The organism is Nostoc sp. (assembly GCF_036916575.1).
Lineage (GTDB): Bacteria > Cyanobacteriota > Cyanobacteriia > Cyanobacteriales > Nostocaceae > Nostoc.
In genome coordinates, this window is record NZ_JBALGC010000016.1 from 89,592 (window position 1) to 101,443 (window position 11,852).

Sequence of the window (11,852 nt, forward strand, 5' to 3'; positions counted from 1 at the left end):
TTTATATAACTTTATAGAATGCCAGACGCGGAAAAATCCCAAAACCAGCTGGCTAATGAGAAGCTGCTGCACCCCCAAGTTAGTAAAAAAGCAAATTATTCGTTGATAGCCAGGAAAGAAGACGGAATGGTGCTTCAGTTGGCCGATGGCACTATTGCGGCTTGTAATGCAACTTGCGATCGCATTCTGGGACTGACCGCAGAACAGCTTGTGGGGCAAAATTTGCTTGATCCCAGGTGGCAATTTATTCATGAAGATGGTTCTCCTTTCCTCTGTGAAACTTACCCTGCGATCATTGCCCAAAATACAGGTAAACCTTGCTTGAATGTGGTGTGTGGTTTTTATAAGCTAAATGGTCAGCTAGTCTGGCTATTGGTGTCTTCACAACCTCTGTTCCAAGCTGGAGTCAGCACTCCCTACGCGATCATGACAACTTTTTCGGATATTACTGAATCTAAGCACGCGCAGCTTCAAGAAAACTGTAGCTGTGCTCAAGATACTCAACAAGTTGATGCAGATGAATTTAAAGCACACTGGGATAGTCAACGTCTGTTTCAACAAATTGCTGGTACTCTTCCGGGGATACTCTACATTTATGACCTAATTGAGCAACGAAATTCTTACGTTAATTACGAAATTGCTCAAAGTTGGGGCTACACACCAGCAGAAATCCAGGCAATGGGAAAGGAGTTATTTACCCAACTTCTCCACCCTGAAGATTTGCCTCGGCTCTCTAGCAATTTGGAAAGATTTAATTCTGCTGGTAATGGCGAAGTCCTCAGCTTTGAGTACCGGATTCGACACGCTAATGGAGAGTGGCGCTGGTTTTGTAGCTATGACACGGTGTACAGCAGAACTGCTGATGGATTGCCGCAATATATTTTAGGGATCGCTTTTGATATTACAGAGCGACGACACACAGAAATTTCCCTGCGCCAAAGTAACGAAAGGTTTGAGCTAGCAGCGGCGGCGGTTAATTGCCTAATCTATGACTGGGAGATTCAGAGAAATACTGTGGAAAGAACTCAGGGTCTAACCCAGGTTTTTGGCTACACACAACAAGAAGCTGAACCTACCTTCGAGTGGTGGCAAGAACGCATTCACCCCGATGACCAACAAAGAGTTAATGACGAGTTCATGGCTAGTATGGCCAATGGAAACCGTTATAGCATTAAGTATCGAGTGCGTCACAAAGATGGTCGCTATTTGTGGGTGGAAGACCAGGCGTTTGCTGTTCGGGATGCAAATGGTCAGATAGTCAGGGTCGTTGGTACTACTACTGATATTACCGAACAGCAAGCTGTGCTGCGTGAACGCCAGCAAATTGAAACAAACCTGCGCGAGAGTGAAGAACGGATTCGGTTGGCCACTACTGCTGCGGAACTGGGCATGTGGTTTTGGAATATCACCACCAACGAGGTAATTTGGACAGAGAAATGTTATCAGATGTTTGGAGTGTCCCCAGAAGCCGAAATCAGCTTTGAGATTTTCCTCAACTGTGTACATCCAGAAGACCGCCAATGCATCCATGAAGCGATCGCCCGCTCTCTTGAGGAAAAGGTTGAGTGTGACATTGAATACCGCAGCCTTTGGTCTGATAGTAGTATTCATTGGATTGCTGCTAAAGGTCGCATCTTTTACGATGCCGAGGGTAAGGCAGTACGGATGATGGGTACTACCCAGGATATTACCCAACGCAAACAAGCAGAAAATGATTTGCGCCAGCGCGAAACTCAATTAAGGCGATTAGTTGATTCCAACATTATTGGCATTATGTTCGCCACTCCTGACTACATTACTGAGGCGAACGAGGCTTTTCTAGAAATGGTGGGTTATACGCGAGAGGAACTATTGACAGGTAAGGTACACAGACGACACATCACCCCACCTGAATATCATGCTCTTGATCAGCAGGGGTTAGAGCAACTTTTAACGGTTGGAGTATGTACTCCTTATGAAAAAGAATATATCTGCAAGGATGGTTCCCGCATTCCTATACTAATTGGTGGTGCCTTGGTGGAGCGAGATCCGATGTCTTGGATTTGTTTTATTCTTGATCTAACTCCCAACAAGCAATTAGAAAAGGCACTTAGACAACAAGCAGAGGAACTCAAACAGTTAAACCGGAACAAAGATGAGTTTCTCGCTATTCTCTCCCACGAACTGCGATCGCCCCTCAACCCGATTCTAGGTTGGTCATCGCTACTCAAAAGCCGCAAATTTGATGAAGTTACTACAAATCGTGCTTTGGAAACCATCGAAAGAAATGCTCAATTGCAGATTCAATTAATTGATGAGTTACTCGATGTGTCCCGAATTATTCGTGGTAAGTTGAACCTGACTTTTGCCACTGTTAACCTGGTAGCTGTAATTGATGCTGCATTAGAAACAGTTCGGTTAATAGCAGAAACCAAATCCATCCAGATAAAAATACAGCTTGACCCCAATGTTGGCAAAGTATTAGGCGATTATTATCGCTTACAGCAAGTTGTAGGGAATTTACTCTCGAACGCTGTCAAGTTCACTCCCCCTCATGGATCTGTGGAAGTCAGCCTATCATTGAGTCGGGAATTCACTTCCCCTTCAGCACTGATTCAAGTTAAAGACACAGGTCAAGGTATTTCCCCGGAATTCCTACCCCACGTATTTGAATATTTTCGTCAAGCCGATAGCAGCACAACCAGAAAATTTGGCGGACTAGGACTGGGATTAGCAATAGTTCGCCACTTAGTAGAGTTGCACGGTGGTACTGCGATCGCAGCTAGTCCAGGAATTGGGCAGGGAGCAATTTTTACTGTTAGACTGCCACTGATGAAGGAGAGTGGGGGAGCAGGGAGAGCAGGGAGAGCAGGGGGAGCAGGGGGAAAATTTAACTCGTCAGTTCTCAGCGGACTACGGATATTGATTGTCGATGATGATGCTGACACACGGGAGTTTATGCGCTTCTTCCTACAAGAGAATGGGGCGCTGACAGCTGTCGCAGCATCGGCGACTGAAGCGTTGTCTATAGTAGCACAGACTGTACCTAATCTATTAATCAGTGATTTAGGAATGCCTGAGATGGATGGCTACAGCCTGATTAGGCTGCTCAGAGCCATGCCAAAAGAGGAGGGAGGAGAAATTCCGGCGATCGCCCTTACCGCCTATGCTGGAGAAAGCGATCGCCATCGAGTCTTAGCAGCTGGGTTTCAAAAACACATTGCCAAACCAGTACAACCAACTGAATTACTAACCTCAATAGCAGATTTGCTAAGGCAAAGTCGTAAATAAAACTCTATTTCTCTTCATTCCCAGTCTTTGGCTCCTCGCCTGGGCGTTCCGTGGCGGGATGATAATCAACAAATTCTTGGGTTCTGGTTGTATTTGTAGTAGCGCCTTCCAGCAAAACATCTTCAGGATCTACTGATTTGTCAGCAGCAGAGGATAGTCTAGAAAATTATTTCGTTTAGCATATATCCTTGCTAATTTTGTTCTTAGAGAGGATTTTATTGCTTAAGTGAGCATCTACGTTAGCCGAGCTTACCGTAGGTATCGCGTGCAAGAGTAACTAGCAACTGGATTAATAGTTTATCTGTGAGTTCATTTTTATAAAATTATCTTTGGCGAAAAATAATTCATAGCCAAAAATCTTGGCGCAATCATGCCGGAAATTTTTGATTGCGATCGCTCATTTCCAATCTAACATTTTAAAATTTTCCATCACAGACAACTATCTAAAGAGTGAAAGTTTTTTTTAAAAATCCAGCCCTTAGTTAGTTGTATAATTTTGATAAAAAATTAACAATACATCATAATCGCCAAGAGACATTTTATTTATTAAATCTTGCTAAAGATCATGATGCATTAACCTTGACGGCATTAACCCTCCTCGGCAATTGTGAAGAGACGGCTATTAAAGTCCGATTATTTTACTGCTTGACTGCAATTTTAGAACTAATAAAATCGCCTACCTGCACTAATTATCTTTATTGTTGCAACATACCATATTACCACAGTATCCCTGCTTATCCTTATTAGTGCGAACTGCGGAACTTTAAAAAGCAAATAGGAATCACATACTATGTATAGTGAACATTTTGATAAATGTTATGAAATATCAGAGCAGCTACTCATAATGTCCAACATTTAATGTCCAACATTTGAATTTTTCAGAGTTAATGGTTATAGTTGTAGTTTTCATATCGAGGCAAACCAAACAATTATCTCGATATTTGTATTCACTTAACCTTGCATCCAGTATTTTCCAATAGTCAATCCAAGAATTTGAAAAGAGGATATTTCCATGTCTAGTTTCTTTCGTTGGTCATCAGCAAGGGTTTCTTTGCTAGTTCTGGGAATGACAGCTGCTACAATAACTCCCATCGTAATTTCTACCCGAGCTTCAGCTCAAAATACTGTTCCATCTACGACACCATCGCCTGAGACACCATCGCCTGAAACACCATCACCTGCGACACCATCGCCTGAGACACCATCACCTGCGACACCATCGCCTGCTTCAACAGTTAACTTGTCTGATGTTTCCTCAGATTATTGGGCGCGTCCCTTCATTCAAGCCCTAGCTGACAATAACGTAATTGCTGGCTTTCCTGATGGCACCTTTAGGCCAAATCAAGCTGTGACTCGTGCTGAATTTGCCGCCCTAATTCAAAAAGCTTTCGGTAACCAAAACCGGGTTCGGCAATTAAGCTCAGGTGGATTTAGTGATGTTCCTGCTAACTACTGGGCAGCTTCTGCAATTCAGAGCGCCTATGAAACTGGATTTCTAGCAGGCTATCCTGGGAATGTGTTTAGACCAAATCAAGAAATTCCGAGAGTGCAGGGGATCGTTGCCTTAGCGAGTGGTTTAGGTTTAACTCCTAGCAGCACTGGAACAAGTAGTGATCTGGGCACCTACTACAATGACGCCTCAAGTATCCCGAACTATGCTGTTAGTAGTGTGACAGCAGCAACACAATCTAATATTGTTGTAAATTATCCAGATATAAAACAACTCAATCCGCAACAGTCCTTAACTCGTGCAGAAGCTGCGGCACTTTTATATCAAGCTTTGGTCAAACAGGGAAGGGTGCAACCGATTGCGAGCAATCTTCCAGCTACTCAGTATATTGTCGGTGGAACTCAAACTGGTACCGATATTGTTTCTCTTGCTGCATCTAGTAGTTCTTTTACAACTCTAACTTCTTTATTAAAGACAGCCGGTCTAGCAGAAGTTCTTCAACAGCCTGGCCCTTATACAGTCTTCGCTCCCACCGATCAAGCATTTGCTGCTTTACCTGCTGCTACCTTACAACAGTTACAGCAACCAGAGAACAGAGAAGCATTGATTAAGATTTTGAGATATCATGTGGTTCCTGGTGCAGTAACTTCTAGTCAACTCTCGGCTGGAGAACTGAGAACCGATGAAGGAAGACCTGTAAATATTAAAATCGATCGCGCTAACAATCAAGTGGGGGTGAATAATGCCAAAGTTATCCAGGCGGATGTCAAAGCTAGCAATGGTGTTATCTATGCAATTAACCAAGTCCTGATCCCGCCTGATGTTAATATCAGTAAGTTAAATCAGCCACCAACAGGAACTAATGGGACATCTGATGTTAAAGTAGGTAGAGCTACTCGTGGTGGCAGAAGCTACATCGGGGTTGGGGGTAACATTGGTTTGGGCGGCGACGATACAGCTCTGAGCGATACTAACTTTACAGTAATCAGCAAACTTGGTCTAACAAACTATCTATCAGTGCGACCATCGGTGATCTTTGGGGACGATACAGTATTTCTAGTTCCCGTAACTTTGGATTTTTCTCCCCGCAGAGCAGGTTCGGTGGGTGAAAGAACCTTTGCTATATCTCCTTACATAGGTGCTGGCGTAGCAATTGAAGCTAATGCTGATACTGATATTGGATTACTATTAACTGGTGGTGTAGACCTTCCTCTCGGTTCTAAACTTACGCTAACAGGTGGTGTAAATGCTGCTTTTATGGATGATACTGATGTAGGACTACAATTAGGAGTTGGCTATAACTTCTAAGTAAATAGAAATAGAGACGCGGTAGGGTAGCACAGCTGTGCTACCCTACTGAATTCCAGCAAATTGAAAACAGCTATAATATCATGTCTGGTTAATCGATCTAAGTAAAAAATGTCCGTAGTCAGGACTAAAGTCCTCACTATTAACCAAAGTTTTTCTTATGTGTATTTTACCGCACATGATATAATAGAAAGTTGGCATTAAACTGTATTAAGGTCGCTTGATTGCTAAAGTAAGTCCATCAGCGATGGGGATAAGGGAAAGGGTTACCCGTTCGTCATGATGTAACTTTTCGTTGAGCGCTCGGATAGCTTGGGTGCCTTGATCTTGATTTTGCGGATCAGCAACTTTTCCTGACCGTAAAACATTATCAATAGCAATCAATCCACCTGGACGTACCAATTGCAGCGATTGCTCGTAATATCCATCATAATTTTCTTTATCAGCATCAATAAAAGCAAAATCAAATGTTTCGGCTTGGCCAGTTGCCAATAGTTCATCTAAAGTTTCCAAAGCTGGTGCCAATCGCAGATCTATTTTATCGGCAACTCCGGCTTCTTGCCAATATCGGCGGGCGATAGCAGTAAATTCTTCACTCACATCAGCAGCGATAATCTTGCCATCCTCAGGAAGGGCTAAGGCAACTGAGAGTGAGCTGTAACCTGTAAATACACCAACTTCCAGGGTTTTCTTGGCTCGAATGAGTTCTACCAGTAGTCTCATAAACTGCCCTTGTTCTGGTGAAATCTGCATTATGCTTTGGGGATGGCTGGCAGTTTCTTGGCGCAACTTCCGAAGAATCTCCGGTTCTCGCAGCGAAACGGATAAAAGATAATTGTAGAGTTGGTTGTCAAGACCTATAGACTGTTTTGGCATAGTAGATCAGAGAATTGAAAGAATCTACAGTTATACTATCGCCCAAGAGTGGTTTATCAGGAATTCCTAGTGAGCTTAATCTTTGTTGTCTTCGTCTAATACAGGCTTAGGGCGAAGATTTACTGCTATTAGATGTTGATCCCAGTTATCCCCGCAAGCTCACTGGGCATTAAAGCGACAAAGCTTTTCGTCAGTATATATCCACTTCCCAGTGAACAAGAAGCGGCAGTTGCTGCTTAGAGGCTATTTATAAAGTAAAAATAAAATTCTTGCAGGCTGTGTTATACCAATTCACTAAAATAATGAAACAAATGTAATACCATTTCTTTGTGAGGCTGCGCCTAATTTTCTTTCTTTCTTTGTGTCCTTTGCGGCCTTCGCGGTTCGTTTCTTATATAGTTTTGGCGCATCTTCATACAGAATTGGTATAAACCCTCAAAGCCTTGCTGCATCTAAGTTATTGAATTGCGTTAGCGCAGCGTTAGCGAGTCCGCGAGCGTCATTGCGAATTGTGAATTGGTATTAGGCGCATATTTCGATACGAACTGAATTAATTAATATTTTGGTTAGCATATTAAGCAATTAAACCTGGGTGTAAAAATGCCAAAGCTACTAAATCTTAAGTGTCAATTATGAGTAAGCTGTTCTACATCGTTATACATCTATTTCCCGAATCGGGAAAAGCGAATCTACGCTGATTAGTCAAGCGCCTGCTGTGGAAATATGGTTATCCACCAGAAAAGCAGCAGAAGGCGACGGTGCTGCAACAGACAAACAATCAGGAAATTTAAAAACCTGCCAAAATGGCAACCAGATTCTGATTAACCCAGTTAAATTGTAGTAGATAAACGACTTCAAAGGTTTTGTTATCAGGGGCTACCACTTGTAAAAGACTATCTACTAAGTGATTTACAAAAATAAAAACTATAGCAATCTTAAGTGAATTATGAAAAAACACCATACTCATCTTCTATTAGCAAGTAAAAAATTTAACATTTGATTTATGAGTTAAACAAACTATTTCATAGGAGTTTTTCCCAAAAAGATACGTAGAGAAATAGTAAAAAATTAAACTAGATTTCCTCTTACGTGTTTTCTCCCGAATGATTCAGTATTGCTATATCTATACTAATTATTTGCAGAGGGTTTTTCTCAGCAGATAAATATCAATAATTAGGTTTGGCATTTGCTGCAACAGGAATATTAAATGCGTGCGGGCGTTGTTGTCGAAGTACGCATTAGCCCCTAAATAACGGGCAACGTCTGTATACATTCCTGTTCACTTCAGCAGCAAATGGCAGAGTGGGAGTTTGAAAGCTGACTGATATGCTTCCTCCCACTCTTTTTTATTTAGCGTAGGCGTAGCCCGCACAACGGCCGCGCTCAGTGACCGACAAAGACTCATGATACAAGCCCCTCTCTTACAAAGTTCTGATGCCTACGGTATTTGCTAGCCAACGGATAGCGCAGCGTAAAGCCTTCTCTTCTCTTTCAGAGACGAAGACAGCGAACGAGAGGCTTGTCTGCGACACGCTGTTCGCGAACGCCAACGGCATAGCTTCTCTACGAGACGCTAACGCGAACGCTTAGAGCGAGTCCGCGTCCCTTGCGCGTCTCGTAGAGAGCGTCGGAAACCTCCGCTCAGACTTTGCGCTAAATTTATTATGGGATTAAAAATGTTTGAATTTTAAATGCGTGAATTTTGAATTGGGAGCGTATCCCTTTGGGGATCTTGCTACGCGCAGCGTTTCGTAGAGAAGCGACGTGACCACCGTAGGCATCGCTCTCAAATATACCAATCAAAAAAAACAACGATCAACTCAATTGAACATAAATTCTTTTTATAAGTCAGTATCTCGTAAAAACTCAAGAATCGCTGCATTCAACACTTCAAAAGCACCAGTTGAGGCATCATGATAACAGTTAGATAAAATTTTTAATTTGGAATTGGGAATATGCTGATGCAATTTTTCACCATGACTAGCAGGAAACCAACTATCTTGATCGCCCCACAAAACTAGTGTAGGACACTTAATTGCACTTAGGTTATTTTGAATTTTGGTGAGCATATTTGGCTTATTTGCTTGCCAATTCTCAATTTCTCGCGCTGCTATTTGTAACTCTTCAGCGACTTTTGCAACCGTACCAGGCAGTTCAATAAACGGGTAAGTTATCCAATAGACATCTTCTTGTGTCAAAATTGATGGATCAAATAATACCCCACGTCTTTCTATTGCCATAACTTCTCTAAATAGAGGTGCAAACAGATATGCCAGACGTAAGGAGTCAATTGTTTGCATTATTTCCAGGGGCATTTGAGCAAGTAACCACATAGCCCAATGGGGTAGACGTTCAGTAAAAACAGGTACATTTACGACTACAAGCTGCCTGATTAACTGCGGATTTTCTTGAGCAAGGGCAAGGGCAACTAATCCCCCTAGAGATTCAGCCACAATCACTGGGGGTTCATCACATAATGCCTGAATAATTCTTTGAAACTCAATAACTTGATGACCGTCGTGTTCCCTACGAAACAATGGTTTTTCGGAAAAACCAAAACCTTTGGCATCAAAACAAATTACCCGAAAATATTTAGATAATGGTGCTATGCTGTGGCGCCAATTATAGCTCCAACTCCCCATGCCATGTAATAAAATTAACGGTTTCCCTTTACCTTTTTCGCCATAAGCAATTTGTACAGGATATCCTTTAGCATCAGTAATAACTAGACTTTGCCGCCCTTTAGGAAAAGTAGCTTGCCACCAATCTTTCATTCGATTATCAATAAATAATTTAAGTGCCAGTTAAGGCGTTCCACAACATTCTAATTAGTATTATCGGTAATGCCACTAAAATAATGGAGATTAGCAACAATCCAGCCAAAACGGCAAAGATAAACCACCTGTCTGCACGCTTTTGCTGGCTAGGAAACTTTAAGTACTCTTCCAAGAGCTTGAGATTATAAGTGTTAGCTGTCCAAGCAAAATCAAAAAAGTCTCCCAAAACTGGGACAGCTCCTACTAAACCATCAATGATCACATTCAAAACCATTTTGCCTAAAGTGGCTCTAGATACACCCAGCCGCGCTGCTTCTAGGATGATGTAGCTAGAAAATATGACTCCCAAAAAATCACCACCAATAGGTATCAGTCCTAAAATTGGATCTAGACCAAAACCAATCTGCGTACCAGGAATGGTAATAACATTATCCAGCAGCCGACTTAACTGACGCAGGCGTTTCAAGGTGGGTGCTTTAGCATCAGGTTCAATCATTGAAAACCGAAAAGAAGAATCAGGCATAAAGGCGATCGCTAGCTTTGGATTGAATCGTTAGATATTCTACTCTTCTACTGAGCTTTTGCAAAAATTTCCTCAGAGATTTTAGCTATATTTTCTATTTTTCGAGGGGTTCTGACTGTGCTTTTGGGCGCATATCTTCGCCGACAGTCACGTTCAACTGCTCGCCGATTAACAGAACAGCAGCACTCATCGACAGCCAAAGCATTAAAACTATCACAGCCCCGACTGCACCATAGACTTTATTATAATTCCCAAAATTTGCCACATAAAGCCGAAATAGGGCTGACAAAATTGCCCAAAAAATAGCTGCTAAAATTGCTCCAGGCATCATTGGCGTGCCTGAGTTCCACTCGCTTGGGCCATAGCGATAGACAGAGCCAAAGGCCACAGCAACAATACTTAAAGCTAAAGGCCAGCGTAACAACTGCCAAAGATGCAACAAGAAGATCAAAGAGCTATTTCCGCGCACTACCATTGCCAATAGCCAATCGCTGGTAAACACTAATAAAGAAGCCAATACTAAAAGCAACATAGTACCGACTGTTAATCCTAGAGAGATGAGCTTGGCTTTCCAAAAGGGGCGTATCTTTTCTGGAGGAATTTGATGGATTTGGTCGAGGGCTGTCATCGCGGTACTTACCGCCCCAGAAGCAGTCCAAATTGCTAATACAAAGCTCAGAGAAAACAAACCGCTGTTTTTGGAGTTGGTAATTTCTGTGGTGGCAAAATCACGAATCAGATCCAGTGCTTGTTCAGGTAGGATTTGACTGAGTTGATTCGCCAGTTTGTTAAAGGTGGCTTGCAAAGATTCTGCCAATAAGCCAATGGCTGTGATCAAAGCCAGAATTGCTGGAAACAGCGATAGCATGGCATTGAAGGCGATTTCCGAGGCGAGTCCCAAAAGTCGTCTTTCGATTGTCCTGGTAAAAGTTTTTTTGAGCGTGTGCCAATTGAGGTGGCGAAAGAAGCGGAAAAAACGAGGCTTTGGCATGATTTAGAGTTAAAACTAGTTGGGTTTATTAGCGATCGCATCTATCTTTTCACCGCAAGAATAGAGAGTGGGGCAGCAGGGGGAGAGTTCCTAACTAATGACTCTTGACTAATGACTAATGACTAATGACCATTAACTAATGACTAATAACTATTTATTTATGAATCAAGATTTAACACAACAGTGGTTGACAGAAATCCAGGTGCTCAAAGAGCAGATGGCAGGACTTCAGAGCGATCGCGATGCTGCTTGGGAAAGTGCCCAAAAATGGCGTCAGCTTTACAACACAGAAGCAGAACAACGCCGCACAGATGCCCAACTGTCCCAACAGGCGATCGCATCCCTTAAGGCAGACCTACATAAACTCCAGGGTCTTAAGGTCGAGACACTGGCTGCTGGGACACCGCTAACAGCGATCCAACAAGAAATAGAACAACTAAAATCTGTGGAGGACTTGCAAGCTAAACTCATCGCTGTGATCAAAGAACGCTCACGCCTCTTGCAGGCTTTAAAAACCGAGCAGGATAACCACGCCCAAACCCGCAATAGCCTGACTACTGCCTTGGGTGATGCTATTGATAGCTTGACACGCGAACGAGCCGGAGGAAAAAAAGAGAGTCAATAATCCGTCGCTAACCGCTTAGGCGATTAGCAGGG

Annotated in this window: 8 protein-coding genes; 4 read left to right on the top strand and 4 right to left on the bottom strand. The window is 42.6% G+C overall.

Features of this window, described 5'->3' with window-relative positions; translation table 11 throughout:
* Positions 1–18: 18 nt before the first annotated feature.
* Together V7L29_RS05300 and V7L29_RS05305 are read left to right on the top strand one after the other, a co-directional pair.
* The gene (locus V7L29_RS05300) at positions 19–3,270 is read left to right on the top strand and encodes a hybrid sensor histidine kinase/response regulator (protein WP_334734767.1); all 3,252 of its coding nucleotides are present in this window, start codon (positions 19–21) and stop codon (positions 3,268–3,270) included.
* A gap of 1,012 nt (positions 3,271–4,282) precedes the next feature.
* Positions 4,283–6,028 (top strand): fasciclin domain-containing protein, encoded by a 1,746-nt coding sequence (locus V7L29_RS05305; RefSeq protein ID WP_334734768.1) that lies wholly within the window; start codon positions 4,283–4,285, stop codon positions 6,026–6,028.
* Positions 6,029–6,238: 210 nt separating this feature from the next.
* Here V7L29_RS05305 and V7L29_RS05310 read toward each other — a convergent pair whose 3' ends face one another.
* Entirely contained in the window at positions 6,239–6,904 is a 666-nt protein-coding gene (locus V7L29_RS05310; protein ID WP_334734769.1) for a class I SAM-dependent methyltransferase, read from the bottom strand.
* Positions 6,905–7,619: 715 nt separating this feature from the next.
* Between V7L29_RS05310 and V7L29_RS05315 the strand changes: the two genes are divergently transcribed.
* Complete coding sequence (locus V7L29_RS05315) at positions 7,620–7,745, top strand: hypothetical protein (RefSeq protein WP_334688564.1); 126 nt, start codon at positions 7,620–7,622, stop codon at positions 7,743–7,745.
* A gap of 1,000 nt (positions 7,746–8,745) precedes the next feature.
* On the opposite strand, the gene V7L29_RS05320 is transcribed toward V7L29_RS05315, so the two are convergent.
* From V7L29_RS05320 to V7L29_RS05330, 3 genes are all read right to left on the bottom strand, one after another.
* Positions 8,746–9,678, bottom strand: coding sequence for an alpha/beta fold hydrolase (locus V7L29_RS05320; RefSeq protein ID WP_334688563.1), 933 nt, complete (start codon positions 9,676–9,678; stop codon positions 8,746–8,748).
* 19 nt (positions 9,679–9,697) lie between these two features.
* Entirely contained in the window at positions 9,698–10,204 is a 507-nt protein-coding gene (locus V7L29_RS05325) for a DUF4112 domain-containing protein (protein ID WP_334688562.1), read from the bottom strand.
* 94 nt (positions 10,205–10,298) lie between these two features.
* Entirely contained in the window at positions 10,299–11,195 is an 897-nt protein-coding gene (locus V7L29_RS05330; RefSeq protein WP_334688561.1) for a YihY/virulence factor BrkB family protein, read from the bottom strand.
* A gap of 160 nt (positions 11,196–11,355) precedes the next feature.
* Here V7L29_RS05330 and V7L29_RS05335 point away from each other — a divergent pair, with 160 nt between their 5' ends.
* Positions 11,356–11,820: a hypothetical protein gene (locus V7L29_RS05335; protein ID WP_334688560.1), complete on the top strand. Its 465-nt coding sequence runs from the start codon at positions 11,356–11,358 to the stop codon at positions 11,818–11,820.
* Positions 11,821–11,852: the final 32 nt, after the last annotated feature.

What these genes read in the sequence shown, in the direction of transcription:
- V7L29_RS05300 (WP_334734767.1), top strand. Translation starts at nt 19, where the DNA reads ATGCCAGACGCGGAAAAATCCCAAAACCAGCTGGCTAATGAGAAGCTG.
- V7L29_RS05305 (WP_334734768.1), top strand. Translation starts at nt 4,283, where the DNA reads ATGTCTAGTTTCTTTCGTTGGTCATCAGCAAGGGTTTCTTTGCTAGTT.
- V7L29_RS05310 (WP_334734769.1), bottom strand. Translation starts at nt 6,904, where the DNA reads ATGCCAAAACAGTCTATAGGTCTTGACAACCAACTCTACAATTATCTT.
- V7L29_RS05320 (WP_334688563.1), bottom strand. Translation starts at nt 9,678, where the DNA reads ATGAAAGATTGGTGGCAAGCTACTTTTCCTAAAGGGCGGCAAAGTCTA.
- V7L29_RS05325 (WP_334688562.1), bottom strand. Translation starts at nt 10,204, where the DNA reads ATGCCTGATTCTTCTTTTCGGTTTTCAATGATTGAACCTGATGCTAAA.
- V7L29_RS05330 (WP_334688561.1), bottom strand. Translation starts at nt 11,195, where the DNA reads ATGCCAAAGCCTCGTTTTTTCCGCTTCTTTCGCCACCTCAATTGGCAC.
- V7L29_RS05335 (WP_334688560.1), top strand. Translation starts at nt 11,356, where the DNA reads ATGAATCAAGATTTAACACAACAGTGGTTGACAGAAATCCAGGTGCTC.